This window comes from Helicobacter suis, from assembly GCF_902196135.1.
Taxonomy (GTDB): Bacteria; Campylobacterota; Campylobacteria; order Campylobacterales; family Helicobacteraceae; genus Helicobacter; species Helicobacter suis_A.
The window spans coordinates 117,125-134,648 of the sequence record NZ_CABIKE010000003.1 but is presented as its reverse complement, the minus strand read 5'-3'; the positions used below and the strand labels follow the sequence as shown (position 1 = coordinate 134,648).

The 17,524-nt window shown below is 40.3% G+C and carries 14 protein-coding genes and 1 pseudogene; 2 read left to right on the top strand and 13 right to left on the bottom strand.

Annotation, left to right across the window (positions count from 1 at the left end):
- The first annotated feature begins 182 nt into the window (after positions 1-182).
- Positions 183-1,169: an outer membrane protein gene (locus tag G6Q06_RS03270; RefSeq protein ID WP_163565705.1), complete on the top strand. Its 987-nt coding sequence runs from the start codon at positions 183-185 to the stop codon at positions 1,167-1,169.
- A 135-nt stretch (positions 1,170-1,304) separates the two neighbouring features.
- Positions 1,305-2,192 (top strand): annotated as a pseudogene (locus G6Q06_RS03265) (type I restriction-modification system subunit M); the annotation flags it as partial.
- 468 nt (positions 2,193-2,660) lie between these two features.
- Here G6Q06_RS03265 and G6Q06_RS03260 read toward each other — a convergent pair.
- The 13 genes from G6Q06_RS03260 to G6Q06_RS08535 form a co-directional block, all read right to left on the bottom strand.
- The gene (locus G6Q06_RS03260) at positions 2,661-3,419 is read right to left on the bottom strand and encodes a TSUP family transporter (RefSeq protein ID WP_163565704.1); all 759 of its coding nucleotides are present in this window, start codon (positions 3,417-3,419) and stop codon (positions 2,661-2,663) included.
- 20 nt (positions 3,420-3,439) lie between these two features.
- Positions 3,440-4,192, bottom strand: coding sequence for a TSUP family transporter (locus tag G6Q06_RS03255; RefSeq protein WP_163565703.1), 753 nt, complete (start codon positions 4,190-4,192; stop codon positions 3,440-3,442).
- A 373-nt stretch (positions 4,193-4,565) separates the two neighbouring features.
- Complete coding sequence (locus G6Q06_RS03250; protein ID WP_163565702.1) at positions 4,566-6,029, bottom strand: outer membrane family protein; 1,464 nt, start codon at positions 6,027-6,029, stop codon at positions 4,566-4,568.
- Positions 6,030-7,088: 1,059 nt separating this feature from the next.
- Positions 7,089-7,451: a DUF779 domain-containing protein gene (locus G6Q06_RS03245; protein ID WP_240329184.1), complete on the bottom strand. Its 363-nt coding sequence runs from the start codon at positions 7,449-7,451 to the stop codon at positions 7,089-7,091.
- Positions 7,451-8,956 (bottom strand): aldehyde dehydrogenase family protein, encoded by a 1,506-nt coding sequence (locus G6Q06_RS03240; RefSeq protein WP_163565701.1) that lies wholly within the window; start codon positions 8,954-8,956, stop codon positions 7,451-7,453. The genes G6Q06_RS03245 and G6Q06_RS03240 overlap by 1 nt, the downstream gene beginning before the upstream one ends.
- Before the next feature lie 8 nt (positions 8,957-8,964).
- Positions 8,965-10,005 carry an alcohol dehydrogenase AdhP gene (gene adhP / locus G6Q06_RS03235; RefSeq protein WP_163565700.1) on the bottom strand — a complete coding sequence of 347 codons (1,041 nt, stop codon included), beginning with the start codon at positions 10,003-10,005 and terminating at the stop codon, positions 8,965-8,967.
- A gap of 189 nt (positions 10,006-10,194) precedes the next feature.
- A complete protein-coding gene (locus G6Q06_RS03230; RefSeq protein WP_240328745.1) occupies positions 10,195-10,686 on the bottom strand; it encodes an isochorismatase family protein in 492 nt (163 codons plus the stop codon).
- A 21-nt stretch (positions 10,687-10,707) separates the two neighbouring features.
- Complete coding sequence (fusA, locus tag G6Q06_RS03225) at positions 10,708-12,786, bottom strand: elongation factor G (RefSeq protein WP_163565699.1); 2,079 nt, start codon at positions 12,784-12,786, stop codon at positions 10,708-10,710.
- Between the two features lie 8 nt (positions 12,787-12,794).
- On the bottom strand, positions 12,795-13,262 hold the full coding sequence (gene rpsG, locus G6Q06_RS03220; protein WP_034376793.1) for a 30S ribosomal protein S7: 468 nt from the start codon (positions 13,260-13,262) through the stop codon (positions 12,795-12,797).
- Positions 13,259-13,675, bottom strand: coding sequence for a 30S ribosomal protein S12 (gene rpsL, locus G6Q06_RS03215; RefSeq protein WP_163533764.1), 417 nt, complete (start codon positions 13,673-13,675; stop codon positions 13,259-13,261). Before rpsL ends, rpsG begins: the two co-directional genes overlap by 4 nt.
- Before the next feature lie 137 nt (positions 13,676-13,812).
- The gene (locus tag G6Q06_RS03210) at positions 13,813-15,117 is read right to left on the bottom strand and encodes a tetratricopeptide repeat protein (RefSeq protein ID WP_163565698.1); all 1,305 of its coding nucleotides are present in this window, start codon (positions 15,115-15,117) and stop codon (positions 13,813-13,815) included.
- A gap of 88 nt (positions 15,118-15,205) precedes the next feature.
- Complete coding sequence (locus tag G6Q06_RS08730) at positions 15,206-15,688, bottom strand: methyl-accepting chemotaxis protein (RefSeq protein ID WP_275896946.1); 483 nt, start codon at positions 15,686-15,688, stop codon at positions 15,206-15,208.
- Complete coding sequence (locus G6Q06_RS08535; protein ID WP_275896945.1) at positions 15,604-17,178, bottom strand: FIST signal transduction protein; 1,575 nt, start codon at positions 17,176-17,178, stop codon at positions 15,604-15,606. Before G6Q06_RS08535 ends, G6Q06_RS08730 begins: the two co-directional genes overlap by 85 nt.
- Positions 17,179-17,524 lie beyond the last annotated feature (346 nt).

The window sequence follows — 17,524 nt, the reverse complement described above, 5'->3', positions numbered from 1 at the left end:
TAAATCCTACGAAATGAGCTATATAGTAATAATTTTATAAATTTAAAGCTTATATTTTATTAAAAATTTATCAAAATTAATATAATATGCCTAATATTTATCTCTAATTAATATTAAATAGATTATAAAACTGATTATTTATCATCAAAAACAGGTATAAATAATATTCAAGGAAAGTAGAGATGTTTCATAGCAAAAATTTAACTTTTAAGAGAAGTTGTAAACTAATCGGGTTTTCTTTGGGTGTTTGTACCCTTAGTTTACCGGCAGAAAATAGCGCGGCCTTTATTGGAGTGGGCTTAGAAGTGGGGCGGGCTAATAAAGAGGTTGTAGGGGAGAAAAATGGGCAATTATTCCAGGTCCCACAAGGCAGCGTTGTACTGAGTGCGTCTAATCCAGATGCTAGTCAAGTTGGGGGAGATCAATGCGTACTAGGAAATTGTAAGGCGGTGTGGTCTAGTGCAACTATGTTAAGCAGTAATGCTAATAATCCCGGGCGCAACCAACCCATGTTTGGGCTCAATGTTTTAGCAGGCTACAAACAATTTTTTGGCAAAAAGAAGTGGTTTGGGTTGCGTTATTATGGCTTTTTTGACTATGGGCATAGTAATTTTTCTAATGCCACAGCTTCTAATCGCGTGAGTGTGTTTTATCTTAACGATGCTAAGGTGGATATGTACACCTATGGGGCTGGAATAGACATGCTTTTTAACATCATTAATAAAGCTAAGTTTGCCTTTGGCCTTTTTGTAGGGGCGCAATTTGCGGGCAATTCTTGGACGAGTAATAAAGTCAGCTATTTTAATCAAGGTTATGTGATTGGCACTGTTTCTGGGGAATGTGCCTATATCCCAGATAGCAACAATCCTTGTAATGGTTCTACTCCCACTGCTGATATTGGCACGAGTGGAAATATCAACCCCGCTTCTTTAAAAACCACAGGCCCCCTAAAACACAGTATCAACAGCACGCATTTTCAATTTTTAGTCAATGTGGGTTTGCGCACCAATATTATCAAACACCACGGGGTAGAATTTGGGATAAAAATCCCCACTTTGCCCAGTCTATACTACAAGGGAAGCGCTTGGAAGGGGAATAATCTTTACACGCTACAAGAAACTTTTAGACGGCAATATTCCATGTATTTGCGCTATATTTATAGCTTTTAGGATTAACCAAGCCAACAACCCCAAGTTAAAATTAGAAATAAAACCAAAAGTCTTAGACTTTTGCGATGCTCTCTTAGAACTTATGTTAAAATGCGCAAGACTTGATGTTTTTTATTTTTTCATAAGGGGGAGAACATGGACGAAGCGCAGTTTCAGCCCATTATCAATTTTATTTGGAATATCGCTAACTTGCTTAGAGATCACTACAAAAGGGGCAAGTATAGAGATGTGATTTTACCAATGACAGTTATTAGGCGTTTAGATGCAATCTTAGAACCTACAAAAGCAAAGGTACTAGAAAAGAACAAAAAATGCGAAGAGCAGGAAATGTCAGAAGAAGATAAAGCGCCGCTTTTATGCGTGGCTAGTGGTTTAAAATTTTATAATGCATCTCAATTCACCCTAAAAACACTTTTAGATGATCCAGACAATCTCAAAGATAATTTTAAAAATTATTTAGCCGGCTTTAGCGCCACTATAAAAGACATCTTGGATAAATTCAAGTTTGAAGCAGAATTAGATACCCTTGAGCAAGCAGGGATTTTATTTAATCTGATACAGGAGTTTTGCAGTAACAAAGTTAATTTTTCCATAAACCCTACTTCAGATAAACCCGGTTTGAGTAATTTAGGAATGGGTTATGTGTTTGAGGAGTTGATCCGCAGGTTTAATGAGGAAAATAATGAGGAAGCAGGGGAGCACTTCACCCCCAGAGAGATCATTTCTCTAATGGCTACCCTCATCTTTAAACCAGTATCTGAACAAATTTTAAAAGGTGTTTTTTCAATTTATGATAATGCTTGTGGGAGTGGTGGGATGCTCACTGAGTCTAAAGCCTTTATTAAGAATTTGCAATCAACAGCTGAGATTTGTTTATACGGACAAGAGGTTAACCCAGAAACTTATGCGATCTGTAAGGCAGATATGCTCATTAAAGGAGAGGACCCAGAGAGAATTAAATTTGGCTCAACCTTGAGTCAAGATGGGTTTAAAGATTTAAAATTTGATTTTATGCTGACAAACTATCAAATTCCACCATGTTCAAGTAGATCACTTTTGATCAATACTACAATGCTTTAGAACTTCTGGCAGCAATCTAAGTTGAGTGGGCGGTATTTTGCGGGCTCACCATATCTTTGATAGTTTCCAGATTAGCCTCTCCTATAGAGCAAACAAAAAAACCCGTCTATCCAAAATGTTTTCTCTTTCCAAAAATATTTGTGCAAAATTGCTATGATAATAAAAAAGCTGGAGACATGGGAAGCGCTGATGCTTAATCAGCTTAGGCAGGTGTATAAAGCAGAAAATGGTGTAAAAGGGAATCACCAAAGAGCTAAGCAATATTTTCAAAAAGCCTTGCAATGCTACCAAAGGGCTGGAGAGAAAGGAGACTAAAGCTTATAATGGCTTAGAAGACTGTATAAAGAGGTATGTAGTTATAAGATAAAGTAAAATACATACAAATCCGTGTGATAAAAGAAGTAAGCGCCACTAATGCCCAAGGGCTACCAGTAATTTTAAAATTGTCGCTCCAACCACACATAAAAACACTATACGGATAAATTTAACTTCTTTGGTAAGGACTAGATTAGACCCTATCCACCCCCCAATTATCTGCCCTGCACTCATTAAAAGCCCAATAGACCACAACACATGCCCGCCTTCCATAAAAATTACAAGGCTTACAATATTGCTTGTAAAACTCATAATTTTTGCGCGCACCACCGCCTTTTTCATGTTAAAACCTAGCAAAGCGACAAAGGCAAAAATGATAAAAGAGCCCGCTCCCGGACCAAAAAAGCCATCGTAAAACCCCAAAATAAAAATCACAACGGTATAAAAAAGTGCGGGTTTGATTTTAGGTTTTGTATCCTCATCGCCTACTTTGGGAACTAATAGGGTGTAGATAAAAACGCCACACATTAAAATAGGGATGATAATACGCAGTACTTCTGGTGTCAGATACAGGGTAAATAGCGTGCCCAGAGCAGTGCTAAGCGCCATAAAAACCACCCCTAAAGCCACCTCTTTAAGAGGCAACGACCCCTTTGTAAGGAAATTCACCATAGCACTCAAACGACCCAAACAGATCTGTAACTTATGGGTGGCTAAAACCATATGCGGAGGGATTCCTAAAGCCAAGAGTGAGGGCACTGTAATCAGCCCTCCGCCTCCAGCAATAGCATCTACCCACCCGGCACAAAGGGCGATAATAAAAGAGAGGGCTAAAACATACCATGGAAAATCCATTGCTTGCTCCTTGAAATAAACTAGTGTAACAAATCCCAGATTAGTTTTAAAATCGTCGCCCCCACAACGCATAAAAACACTTTGCGGATAAATTTAACCTCTTTGCGCACCACTAAATTAGAGCCCACCCACGCCCCTAACATTTGCCCAGCACCCATTAAAAGCCCGATAGAGTAAATTACATGCCCAGCAATTAGAAAAACAAACAAACTCATCAAATTAGCCGTAAAATTAAGAACTTTAGTGTGCACAGTAGCCTTTTTCATGTTAAGCCCTAAGAGCGCAACTATAGAAAAAGTAAGAAAAGAACCTGTGCCGGGGCCAAAAAAGCCATCGTAAAATCCTAGCCCAAAGCCAAAGACACTATAAAAAAGAGGCGGTTTAAGCCTAGCATGCCTATCTTCCTCGCCTACTTTGGGAGCAAATAGAGTATAGATAAAAATACAGCTTAGAAAAATAGGGATGAGTACGCGTAAAATATCTGTTTTAAGATGCAAGATAGAAACACTCCCAGCACCTGCCCCAAGACCTATAAAGAGTATCCCTAAAGCTAACTCTTTAAAAGAGACTAATCCTTTCAGAAAGAAATTAAAAGCAGCCATGAAACTACCAAAACTGCTTTGTAATTTATTGGTAGCTAGAGCCATGTGTGGAGGGATTCCTAAAGCTAGAAGTGAGGGCACTGTAATAAGCCCTCCGCCTCCAGCAATAGAATCAACAAGGCCTGCACAAAAGGCGATGATAAAGAAAAGGGGGAAGATATACCATTGCATTACACACTCCAGACTAGGCTAGGTTATTTAACAGAAATCATACACTTTAAAATCACTAATAAGAAAAATGCTAAAAGTTTTTTATTGATAGGAAAAGCTCTAAATCTTATGCCAACTTAGCCACGATTGTTTTTATCACATTTTTAATCTAGGGGTTTGGCTTACCAATTGCGCACTAAAGCCCGCAAGCTTAGTCAAAGCATTAAGGCACATGCTAGATTCTACAATCATCAGAGTAAGGGCTCAACTCTTGGAGTAGAGAATATAGAGCGCTAGCCTAGCCTATGATGATCCTATCAATCCTTTAGCTTAATATGCGGGAGTATGCCTTGAGGGGTAGCCCCCTCTAGTATTAAAGATTAAGGTTTAAAGTTTAAAAGGAAACGATAAGGTTGTTATAAAAGGCACTTCTATCCTGATAACCTCCACCACAATAAGTTATTGCAGGGTTACAAAATCCATTAAGCCCGGCTTGATAACCCTTATTAGTGTGGACACCATAATAGGCTAGATCAATAGCTGCGCGAATCCACTGGTTAAAGACATATTCTAAGGTGAGCATGTAACGCCCTTCATAAGAAACTGGCGCGCTTGTCCACTGCCACTGCATTTTCCAAGTAAATTTTTTCTTAAAATGCGTACCACCATAGGCAATAGAACCTGTTACTGCATCGCCTGTAATAGCACTGCCCCAGCCACCTGCATACATGCTACTACCTCCCATTAACACCCCAGACGGGTTACCCATGTTGCCCACATAAGCATTAGTATTCCCAAAGTTTTTATAAAAAGTGCCGACCAAATAAAAGTTATTGTAATCAAAACGCTGGCGGATAATTAGGCTTTGGCCATTGGCAGTAACGGGTCTATCGTATTTATAAATGGGTGCGCCGCTACTATTAACCACCATCCAAGGCTCATAGACCGGAAAGAAAGCAATGAGGCGGGTTTGGGAACGAAAGCCTTTTTCAGAAAAGTTAGGATCGCTATCCCACACTAAACTAAAACCCGGTGCGTTAAACATTTTGGGCGAAAAATAGTAGAAAAATTCGGCTAAAAGCTTATGTTTGTTATAGATTAAGCGGAGCGCATGCGTACCATAAGAAAGTTGATAACCATGGTGAGTCCAGCCACCTTGTGCGTTTCTGCTCCAGTTGCCACTATAAGAAGTACGGGGTGCATACCAGTTAATCAAAAACCCACCACCTGCAATAGCCCGCCCAAAAGAGCTAAACCAGATAAGGCGGGTGTGTTTGTATTCTCCAAAAACTTCAAAACCCTGAGTTTTTCCGCTCCTATAGGGCATAGTAGAGGTGTAGCGCCCTCCTTTAATCCCAAAGAAATCTTTATATTTATACTCAATGAAAGCATCGCTAAAGATATAGGTTTTGGCTAGGCTGCGCTCCTTGCCATTTGCCGTTACGATGTCATCTTCAGAAAAAATATTAGAAGCCCCGCCTAAATACCCGTCATAAAACCCGTAGTAATCATAAATCTTACTCCCTCCATGCAATTTACGGGTACTATCAAAAAAGACCCCACCTGCCATGCCCCCAATCCCAACTTTTAAGCTGTGGCTGTTTAATTTTTTAGGCAATAGATTAAAATCTACATTTAAAAAGCCCGAAACTGTGCCATATTGTTGCATGGGATAAATCCCTTTGTTGCGATTCATAGGCGCTTGATTAAAGCCAACTTGAGAAGTTTGTACGGCCTTAGCCCCGATCTTATAATCAAACGCTTTAAGAGAGGGGGCAAAAAACCAGAAACTCCCTAAAAAGATGAAGGTTAGAAGAACAAATTTAGTTGCTACACTTGAGAAAGGAGAATTTTGCATCCAATTCCTTTAGGCTTAAGGTCCTGCGCCGGAGCTAGTGGTGTTTTCTAAAAATCCGGTTGCATAAAGGACAAAATGAGTTAAGTAAGTTTTTTGGTTTGTGGTAGCAAAATGTGTAGCGTGTTGCGTATATTTATCATCAAAATATAACATATCGTAATACTAACCAACAAAACTTAAGGGAAACTAAAACATCATTAAAACCTAAGCCAACATAAAAAATATAAATACTCTTTTATTAATGTGCTTTGTAAGATGTAAAATAATAAGATATTTAATAAGAAAGCAAATTTTTAATGTTGTTATTGCACTTATAACTCAATCACATGAGGAGTAATGTCTGAATCGTGTGTAGCAAGAGATTTAATACATTGAGGCGACATGGATTCTTCTCTAATCCATTCTAAGGATTTACTAGGTAGGATTATGGACTATTAACTTAGCGGTTGTTAAAAGGATTTTGGGGAGTTTGTTGTAGTCTAAAAAACTAGCGCGGGAGGTGCTAGCACTAGAATATTACAAAAATAAGAAATGATTTTTTCAATTCTACCTTTGCTCACCACAGCTAAATAGCCTAGCCTCTTTAAATTTTAAACCACTTCTAGCTAGTGTCTAAGCGCAAAAACTCTAAAGGTTGCATTGCCTCCTCCTTTTTTGGGTTTGTCTTTCAACAACCCCCCTTTTGCTTGATTTTAAAACAGCACTAAAAGAGCCAAATGGGGTAAAAGAGAGGCGGAAAAATCTATAACCTAGACTAGAGGGGGTGTTTTTGAAAGAGTTTGAAAGAGTTTGAAACTCCAAAAGATTTAACTTTTTTATTTAAAAATAAGCAATCCACGCAAACAAACTCCCTTGTGAAATTTAACAAGAAACTTGCGTTCTAGCATAAATAGCCTTTTGAAATTCTTAATAACCTCATTAACCCCCTTGTTATATTTTATTTGTTCTTAGTTTGTAAGCATGCTGGTTTCCCCAACTCAAAGTAAGGCTACTTCTTTAAGAAGGCAAGATGTACCCGGTTTGTAGATAAAGATCAGGCGCTTAAAGTGATAGCTTTAGTTACTCTTGTTCTATCGCCTTAAGTTCCTCAGAAGTGAATAAACGGCTCTTGATCTCAAAACTCTTACCCATGCCATACTCTAAAGAATACTCGCTGGCTTCTATGGGCTTGACGCTTAAAATAAGCTGGGTGTGTTTTTGGTATGCATATTGGTTCTTGTGCATGTAAAACTCCACCCCTCCCACAGAGCCTAAGCAAATATCATTATCGCCTAGCTTAAAATCAGCCCGATCATAGACATAAACAACACTCCCATCACAGCAACCACAAGACTGATAAAAAATAAAGTCTGGATGCAAAGCCTTGAGTTCTTGGATCAAGGCTCTAGCCTCCTCTGTCAGGATAACCTTTGGCACACCCATTAAAAGAATCCTAATTTGTTGATGCTATAACTTACCAAAAGGTTTTTAATCTGTTGGTAGTGCTCTAAAATGACCTTGTGTGTCTCGCGCCCAATCCCGCTTTGTTTGTATCCTCCAAAGGCTGCATGGGCAGGATAGGCATGGTAGCAGTTAGTCCACACCCGCCCGGCTTTGATGGAGCGACCAAAGTGATAAGCACGATTAATATCTCTAGTCCACACCCCAGCCCCTAAACCAAATAGCGTATCATTGGCAATCTCTAGGGCTTGATCATCATCTTTAAAAGTAGTCAGTGCCAAAACAGGGCCAAAAATTTCCTCTTGGAAAATGCGCATTTTATTATGCCCTTTAAAAATGGTAGGCTCTATATAACACCCCTTTTCAAGCCCTGCAATGTGGTTTCTCTGCCCACCAATCAGACACTCCGCGCCCTCTTCATGGGCGATCTTAATGTAGTTTAAAATGGTGTTGACTTGGTTTTCATCTACTTGTGCACCCATCATGGTTTCTAAGTCTAAAGGATTGCCCACTTTAATGGCCTTGACTCGTTCTAAAACTTTTTGCATAAAATCATTATAGATTTTTTCATGTACAAGCGCTCTTGAGGGGCAAGTACACACCTCACCTTGGTTAAACGCAAAAAGCACCAAACCCTCAATGGCTTTATCCAAAAACGCGTCTTCATGTTCGCAAATATCAGGAAAGAAAATATTAGGGCTCTTGCCTCCTAGCTCTAGGGTGCAGGGAATAATATTTTCTGTTGCAAATTGCATGATTTGCCTTCCTACCGCTGTTGATCCGGTAAAGGCCACTTTAGCAATTTTAGGGCTTGTGGCTAAGTGTTTGCCAATTTGTCCGCCATTGCCATTAACAATATTGACCACGCCTGCAGGCAACAAATCCCCGATAATCTCAAAGAGTACCAAAATACTAGCAGGTGTGGGTGAGGCAGGCTTGATAACAACAGCATTGCCTGCAGCCAAAGCGGGAGCTAGTTTCCAAGCAGCCATCAAAATAGGGAAATTCCAAGGGATGATCTGACCTACCACCCCTAAAGGTTCGTGGAAATGGTAGGCAACCATATCCTTACTAATATCACTAATACACCCCTCTTGGGCACGGATACAACCTGCAAAATAGCGGAAATGATCGATAGCTAAAGGAATGTCTGCATTCAGGGTTTCACGGATAGGTTTGCCATTATCCCAAGTTTCAGCATAGGCGATCTTTTCAAGATTAGCTTCAATGCGATTAGCAATTTTAAGTAAGAGATTAGATCTTGCCTCCACAGAAGTAGCTGCCCATGCATCTTTGGCCTTATGAGCAGCATCTAGGGCTTTATCTACATCTTCTGGACTAGATAGAGGCACTTCACACAAAACACTCCCATCAATGGGGCTTTTATTGGCTTTATACCCTCCCTTAAGAGGTTTAACCCACTCCCCGCCAATGTAATTTTCATAGCGGGATTTAAAAATTTGTTTGCTGTCTTTATAAGCACTCATGCAAACTCCTAGTTTCTAAAATCAAGCACCATACGCCCATCAATGCCGCCTTTTTTCATGCGCTCAAAGATCGCGTTGATGTCTTCTAGTTTGGCAGGTGCAACATGGGCTTTGACCTTTTGATCTTCAGCAAAATTAATCGCCTCTTGCAGATCTAGTCGCGTACCCACAATAGAGCCACGCAAAGTAATCCCATTTAAAACCATGTCAAAAATATTAACGGGAAACTCCCCTGGAGGAAGCCCATTCATCGCCACAGTCCCGCCACGACGCACAAATCCTAATGCCTGTTTAAAAGCCACCGGATGCACAGCAGTAACTAGTACGCCATGTGTACCCCCGTTTGTTTCTTGGATAATTTTATCAATAGTGCCCTGCTCGCCTAATTCTTTGGCATTGGCCACCACACTTGCGCCGTATTTTTTAGCTAACTCTAATTTGTCCTCTGCAACATCTACAGCGGCTACATTCAAGCCCATCGCCTTAGCATACTGCACGGCCAAGTGTCCTAGACCGCCAATACCAGAGATAGTTACCCATTGCCCGGGTTTGGCCTCTGTCATTTTAAGGCCCTTATAAACCGTAACACCTGCACAAAGAATGGGCGCGATGTTTAAAAAATTTGTATCTTTTTTAAGTACGCCAACATAATTAGCATCTGCTAGAGCATATTCTGCATACCCGCCACTAACTGAATACCCGCCATTTTCTTGGTGCTCACACAGCGTCTCCCAGCCAGCCATGCAGTGATCACAATGCCCACATGCGCTATAAAGCCAAGGAATGCCTACTGCATCGCCTTCTTTAATGTGTTTAACCCCCTTGCCCACTTCCACCACATAACCCACACCTTCATGTCCGGGGATTAAAGGAAGTTTAGGTTTAACAGGCCAATCTCCATCTACGGCGTGTAAATCAGTATGGCACACCCCACACGCCTCAATCTTAACCAGCACCTCTCCTTCATGTACTTGAGGAATGTCTACTTCCTCTACAAAAAGCGGGCCTCCAAATTTCTTTACAATAGCAGCTTTCATTTTTTTAGCCATGTGTTCTCCTTTCTACTCATAAGATAAATATTGCAAATATGAGCGCAAAAAGATTTTACACACAAAAAATTAACCTATTTATCCCTCTGCCTCTTTTTTTGTGTTACTGGCTAATGACAAATTTTGGCTAGATTTTCTTAGGCGTAGAAATTACTAAGCTAGACTCTCTATGCTCTTTTAATTCTCAAACTATTTAATGATTTTAGAGATGGCTTTAAAACATGGATGGGTGTAGGTTTGTAGCCATTCAAAAGCTACGATCTCAACAGAAACCACCCGCGCACCTAAATGCCTTAAATCTTCTAAGGCTAGGTTCTTGTTTTGTAAATCCCTAGAGCTGGTACAATCTGCTAACAAACTAACTTCAAACCCTTGTTTTAGAAAATCTTTTGCTGTTTGATAGACACATACATGGGTTTCAATACCTAGAATATATAAAGGGTCTTTAGGGATAGACAAAACTGGATAGGCGCTAAAACTTTCTTTAGTGGTGGTATTTTTAATAAAAGGCCTGAGTGGTTCTAAAGTAGTGCCTAACTTAGCCGGGTTTTGTTCGCTTGCTTGGATAGAAACGCCAAGTTCTTGGGCAATTTTTAAAAAGCGCAAACAATTTTCTAGTAGGCTAGCAGACTCAGTCATAACAGAAAATAACTTTTCTTGCATGTCAATGAGTAAAACCATGCCAATCTCCTAGCCTAAGTACTACCTACTTCTTTTTTCAACAATTTCCTTAGCGATATTGGCGGGTACTTCGCCGTAATGATCAAACTCCATAGAATAAGTCCCTCGCCCTTGCGTGGCTGAGCGCAAGTCTGTAGAATAACCAAACATTTCTACTAAGGGCACAAAAGCATCCACAATTTTAAGCCCTAATCTATCATCCATGGCATTAATCTGGCCTCTGCGGCGGTTTAAATCCCCAATCACATCGCCCATATACTCCTCAGGTACTTCTACCTCCACCTTCATCATGGGCTCTAAAAGCACAGGGTTAGCCGCCCGGCAAGCTTCTTTAAACGCCATAGAACCGGCAATTTTAAACGCCATTTCAGAGGAATCCACCTCGTGATAACTGCCATCATAAAGCGTTACTTTAAAATCTACCACCGGATAGCCCGCTAAAACCCCGCTTTGCATCGCTTCTTGTATGCCCTTATCCACAGCGGGGATATATTCCTTAGGAATGACTCCCCCGCTAATCTCATTGACAAATTCATAGCCGGTACCGGGTTCTTTAGGCTCTAACTTGATAAAAACATGCCCATACTGCCCGCGTCCACCGGATTGTTTGGCGTATTTATGCTCTTTTTGTACCGCGCTTCTAATGGTCTCTCTAAAGGCCACTTGAGGGGCACCTACTTCTGCCTCCACTTTAAATTCGCGCTTGAGGCGATCTACAATAATTTCAAGGTGTAACTCGCCCATGCCTCCAATTAGAGTTTGTCCGGTCTCCTCCTGTGTCATCACTCTAAAGCTAGGATCTTCCTCTGCTAATTTGCCCAAAGCCACACCCATTTTTTCTTGATCGGCTTTGGTCTTAGGCTCTACGGCGATATGAATTACTGGCTCTGGAAATTCCATGCGCTCTAAAATTACCGGATCTTTTTCGCTACAAAGTGTATCACCGGTTAAAGTCTCTTTAAGCCCTACAAAGGCACAGATTTCACCCGCATACACCTCTTTAATATCCTCGCGCTTGTTAGAGTGCATTTTTAAAAGCCGCCCCACACGCTCTTTTTTATCCTTTGTAGAGTTGTAAATATAACTGCCTGATTCTAAATTACCTCTATACACCCGCACAAAGGTTAATTGCCCCACGAATGGATCGGTCATGATTTTAAAGGCTAGCCCGGCAAATTCGCCTGTATCGCTACTTTGCACATGCACCTCTTCCTCGTTTTTAGGATCGACTCCTTTAATGTCGGCTACTTCTGTGGGTGCGGGCAAATAATCAATCACAGCATCTAAGAGAGTTTGCACCCCCTTATTTTTAAAAGAAGAACCACAAAGCATAGGAATAAGACTCATGCCCAAACAGCCCTTTTTAATGCCTTGTTTAATTTCTGCAACACTGAGTGCCTCACCCGCTAAATACTTCTCCATTAAAGCCTCATCTTGTTCGGCTACTGCCTCCAAGAGTTTTTCGCGGTACTCCTCTGCTTTAGCCTGCAAATCAGAGGGGATTTCTTGAATCTCATATTTAGCGCCCATAGTTTCATCATTCCAGATAATGGCCTTCATTGCCACTAAATCAATCACACCCTCAAAGGTATCTTCTGCTCCAATTGGAAGATTAATAGGCACAGGGTTAGCCTTGAGTCGTTCTTTAATTTGGCTTTCTACATTGTAAAAATTAGCCCCGATGCGATCCATTTTATTGACAAATACAATGCGGGGTACGCCGTATTTATTTGCCTGACGCCATACAGTCTCACTCTGGGGTTGTACGCCACCTACTGAGCAAAACACACCCACAGCGCCATCTAAAACACGCATGGATCGTTCCACTTCAATGGTAAAATCCACATGCCCGGGGGTATCTATCAAATTAATTTGATGTTCTTTCCAAAAGCAAGTTGTAGCCGCTGAGGTAATTGTAATCCCGCGCTCTTTTTCTTGCTCCATCCAGTCCATAGTAGCCGCGCCGTCATGCACCTCACCAATTTTATGGCTCACGCCCGTATAAAACAAAATCCGCTCGGAGGTGGTGGTTTTTCCCGCATCAATGTGGGCGGCAATCCCGATATTTCTGATTTTTTCTAAAGGGGTTCTGCGTGGCATGTTTATCCTTACCAGCGGTAGTGGGCAAAGGCTTTATTGGCCTCAGCCATTTTATGCACTTCCTCTTTTTTCCTAAAAGCTGCGCCTTTATCGCTAGCTGCATCCATTAATTCATTAGCTAGCTTGTCTATCATCGCGCGTTCGTTTCGTTTGCGAGTGGCTTCTAAAATCCAGCGGATAGAGAGGGATTGTTGGCGCACAGGCCGCACTTCTACCGGCACTTGATAAGTCGCCCCACCCACGCGCCTAGATCGCACTTCTACTAGAGGTTTGACATTTTCTAAAGCCTTTTCAAAAACTTCAATGCCCTTTTCCCCGCTCTTTTCCTCAATCTTATTTAAAGCAGCGTAGATAATTTTTTCTGCAATGCTTCTTTTACCCGCATACATCATTTTGTTGATAAATTTTGTAACAACCTTATTGTTGTAAACAGGATCCCCTAAAACCTCTCGAACCGGTGCTCTTTTCCGTCTCATTTTTTTCCTTTACTTGTTCCTTTAGCTGTTTTCTCAGCCCCTGCTTTGGCTTTTTTAGCCCCGTACTTACTACGAGAAACCGATCGTTTATTCACCCCAGCTGTATCCAGTGCCCCGCGCACAATGTGGTATTTCACCCCGGGTAAATCTTTAACCCTTCCTCCGCGCACTAATACAATGGAGTGTTCTTGTAAATTATGCCCCTCACCCGGAATATAGCTAATGACTTCAAATTTACTAGTCAAACGCACCTTTGCAACTTTGCGCAAGGCTGAGTTAGGTTTTTTAGGTGTGGTGGTATAAACACGGGTACAAACCCCGCGCCTTTGTGGGCACTCTACCAAAGCCGGAGATTTAGTTTTTTTTAGGATTTTTTTTCGCTCTTTGCGGATCAACTGGTTGATAGTTGGCACTTTTTCCCTTTATAAAAATTTACGCTAAAAAAAGGGCTATTATAGCCTAAAAATCTTTAAGTGATCTTAGGAAAAGTTAGCGCCCTTGTTTGTGGGCTTGTTTAAAAAATGATCTTTCAATCACACCTAAAAACCAACTATTCTTCTGTATCTCCCTCTGTATCTCCCTCACAAAGATCATCCATTCCTTTATCGCAAAAAATATCTCGTGCATGTTCTGCTAAGGCTTCAGCCTTTTTTAAATTTTTGGGTACACCTAAGCCTTTTTTATACATGCCGGCAAGATCATAATAACAATGAGCAACGCCCATATTGATACATTTTTGAAAGTACTGCGCGGCTTTTTTGTAGTTTTTAGGGATATGGGGAGCATAAGGATCATCTGCCCACATAGTTGGACGGCCATAATAATAGATATTCCCTAATTTTTCATAGCTATACCCATCCCCTAAAGCCCCCGCTTTTTCTAAGTACTCCATGCCTTTTCTGAGTAACCCCACTCCTCCTCCTTGATACACTCCTCCTTGATACATTGATACCAATTTTGCATACCCCTGTGCATTCCCAAGTTCCCCTGCTTTTTGATAATACCATTTGGCCTTATCATCATCTCTATACACCGTTGAACTCCCATACTCATAATACTCTCCCATGTGTACATAGGCTTCAGTATTTCCTAAAGCAATTGCCTTTTGGAAATAAGCAACCGATTTATGCCCATCGCTTAGGATATCTTGCGGATCATCATCATAATCTTTATAAAGCAAACCTAATTCGTTATAGGCCTGAGAATCGCCTTTTTCTCCTGCCTTTTCTAACACTTCTGCGGCCTTTAGAAAATATTGCTTAGCTTTTTTATAACTCCGCACAAATCCAGGATCGCCACGACGATATCCGTTTCCTAAACGTATGTAGGCTGTAAAGTTACCCATTTCCCCAGCCTTTTCAAGATAAAACATGCCTTTTTGGTAGTACCGGTCGTCTTTGTCTGGATATGCATTATAATCTGCGGGGCAATCTGCCATTGATGTTGCAGATAAGTAAAAATTCCCTAAACTCTTATAAACATCTGCCCTTTTTTGATTTAAATCTAAAGCTTTTTGATAATAGATAAAGGCCTCTTTGCAAGAAACTCCCCTAAAGTCTATGGCCCTGTCTGTTAATTTAAGATAAGCATCCACCACGCCCATTTTTCCTGCTTTTTTAAAGTATTCAATGGCCTTATCGCGGTCTAAATCCACATACTGCCCCAAATCATACATCAACCCTAAATGATAAAAAGCCTGCGCATCCCCTATTTTAGCCATCTGTTTATAAAGTTTAAAGGCCTTTGGATAATCCTTAGACTTGTAGGCTATCTCTGCCTCTTTTAAAATCACTTGATCTTGAGAATACAATAAGCTTATAAAAAGAAAGATACTTAAAAATTGCGACATGCCCATTTTTAATCCTTAAATTAGGTTTTTTAGGCGTAGCGGTATAAACACGGGCATAACCCGCGTGTAGGCATTTGCTAAGTATAACAAATCTTTAAGAGGTCTTAGTTTCTCTAACAGGCAAGAGTCTACTAATGAGTTCTTTATTCTTGCGGATACTCTCTCTAATCCCTTCAACTTGTTCTTGGATTCGTGAAATATCTTGCAGACTTTTTTGGGCGATTTGCTCCATCTGCTCTGATTGGGTTTGTAAGGATAGTACGGCTTGACTAAGCTCATCTAAACTTACATTATTCTGATTAGCCGAATCTAGCACTGCCTTAGATGAACCCTCAATATTTTTAACCGCCTCATTCATAGAGGAAAAAGTAACCCCGATTTCCTCTAATCGTTGTTGCACACTACTAGCTAAATTACCCACCTCATCAGCCACCACTACAAAGCCTCTTCCATGCTCACCTGCTCTAGCTGCCTCAATAGCTGCATTAAGGGCTAATAAATTAGTTTGATAAGACACGCGATCAATTTTTCGTAAAGCATTAGAAACCTCTGCAATGTTACCATTAATCGTTCCCACGGTTGAAGAGAGTGTATGGATAAATTTTCTAAGCTAGACATAGAGTTTTGTAATTTAAGCATCTCTTCTCTAACCGCGTTAACATAAGTCTGGTTAGCCGTAGCCTTTGTTGCAATTTCTTTTAAATAGGCGTGATTGATCCCGGCAACTTGATTATACCCCTCGTATTGTTCCAACAAGGTATTTTTAATAGTAATAACCCTTTCTAAATAGTTATGCCTAATTTGCTCATAATAAGATAGCGTGTTTCTATAATGGATCAAAAACTCTTTATTGCCTTCCTTGCTTGGTTCGCCTTGAAAAATACAAAGAGCGACTAGGGTTTGGTTTTGGTGCAAGTTATTAGATATTTCCCCAAAGGAGGAAAATCCACTAATGGGGCAATTATCAAAAACAGAAAATCCGGGCAAATCCTTTTGGTTATTAATCCGGCGCAAAGCACAGTCATTAGCTAAAATGGCCACAGCCTCTCTACCCTTAGCAAATTCTTGATACGCCTTTAAAGTGCTTTGTATAAAATTAGTAGCCTTCACTAAAATTAGGCTTTCACCAAAATATAAATCACAAAAGAAAGTGATGCTTTTATCAGCATTAAAAGTCCCAATTGATCGGATAAAAATTTGCCCTAAAATCTCTACCGCAAAAGTATAACCCACTAAAGCATTGGCTAAATTTTCTGGAGTACATTCAAAATGGGCACAAAGGGCATCTACAGCGCTCACCAACTCATTACCTATTAAAAAAGACTTGACCTGCCTGAGTTCTGGTACATATTCCCCAATTAAAAAAGAGGTGGGCGTCTTTTCAAAATTATGGGTAGTGAAGACCTCATAGTGATACCCTTGATTTAGCTTGCAGTAGATTAAAACCGCCTCTTGTGCGCTAATACGCCCATTTAATGCTAGATAAGATTCTTTAAAATCTAACTTTCCTCCCGCACTCCCGCCTACTAAATTACTCAAGGGTATATTAGATTTTATGAGTGCTTCTAAAAAGAAATTCTCAGAGGCGGTAAGTCCGGGGAAGTAGGTTAAAATAAAAGTATCTAGCAAGCCAACATACATTCGTGGGCGGACTTTTTGCTCAATAATGGTTTTGATCTTGTTCTTGCGCGTTTCTAAATCCATGTGCACTTGTGCTTTTTGGATATCCTCACAAAGAGTATCTACCATGAACGACTCTACCTGTTTAAACAATCTTGAATCAAAAATAGTAATCAGAATGGGTTCAGAATTGAGGTGGTAAAAATCCTGCTTAGAGCCTCCAATTTGCCCGGCTGTTTGCAAAACAAGACGGGTGGGGATATGGTTAAATTGACTCTCAAGTGTATTGACCACCTCTTTAAAAAGAAGAGTTGCCGGAATAAAAGCGATGAGTAAAGAACCTTCCGGTTTTGGAGCATTTTTAAGATTATTGTAGGAAATAGCTAAGTGCGTGCTAAGCGGTGCAGAATCAGGATGATTTCTAGGATTAGATTTTTTAAAGAACATAGAATCTCCCCAAACTTTAATAAAAGTCTGCTGTTATTATATCCATTAACTTAGATCGTTTTTAAACACAAGTTTTTGCATTTACTTTTTTGGTTAAAATAGCCACAAACACTATAGCAGGCAAATAAAGTGTCCGTACATTACAGCTCTAATAAAGATGTCAATGATTTAATCCGAAATCTAGTGAAAAATGGTTGGCTATTTAAAAAGAGATCGAAGCATTCCATGCTAGTTTCACCTAACAAACTCCAACGCATTTTTATCCCCGTTTCACCAAGTGATCTTAGAGCGCTAGCCAACATTAAAAAACATTTACGCAATACAGGTTTTAAAAATAAACACTAGT

Coding starts and splice junctions, on each gene's coding strand:
- G6Q06_RS03270 (WP_163565705.1), top strand. CDS start 183: ATGTTTCATAGCAAAAATTTAACTTTTAAGAGAAGTTGTAAACTAATC.
- G6Q06_RS03260 (WP_163565704.1), bottom strand. CDS start 3,419: ATGGATTTTCCATGGTATGTTTTAGCCCTCTCTTTTATTATCGCCCTT.
- G6Q06_RS03255 (WP_163565703.1), bottom strand. CDS start 4,192: ATGCAATGGTATATCTTCCCCCTTTTCTTTATCATCGCCTTTTGTGCA.
- G6Q06_RS03250 (WP_163565702.1), bottom strand. CDS start 6,029: ATGCAAAATTCTCCTTTCTCAAGTGTAGCAACTAAATTTGTTCTTCTA.
- G6Q06_RS03245 (WP_240329184.1), bottom strand. CDS start 7,451: ATGGGTGTGCCAAAGGTTATCCTGACAGAGGAGGCTAGAGCCTTGATC.
- G6Q06_RS03240 (WP_163565701.1), bottom strand. CDS start 8,956: ATGAGTGCTTATAAAGACAGCAAACAAATTTTTAAATCCCGCTATGAA.
- adhP (WP_163565700.1), bottom strand. CDS start 10,005: ATGGCTAAAAAAATGAAAGCTGCTATTGTAAAGAAATTTGGAGGCCCG.
- G6Q06_RS03230 (WP_240328745.1), bottom strand. CDS start 10,686: ATGGTTTTACTCATTGACATGCAAGAAAAGTTATTTTCTGTTATGACT.
- fusA (WP_163565699.1), bottom strand. CDS start 12,786: ATGCCACGCAGAACCCCTTTAGAAAAAATCAGAAATATCGGGATTGCC.
- rpsG (WP_034376793.1), bottom strand. CDS start 13,262: ATGAGACGGAAAAGAGCACCGGTTCGAGAGGTTTTAGGGGATCCTGTT.
- G6Q06_RS03210 (WP_163565698.1), bottom strand. CDS start 15,117: ATGGGCATGTCGCAATTTTTAAGTATCTTTCTTTTTATAAGCTTATTG.
- G6Q06_RS08535 (WP_275896945.1), bottom strand. CDS start 17,178: ATGTTCTTTAAAAAATCTAATCCTAGAAATCATCCTGATTCTGCACCG.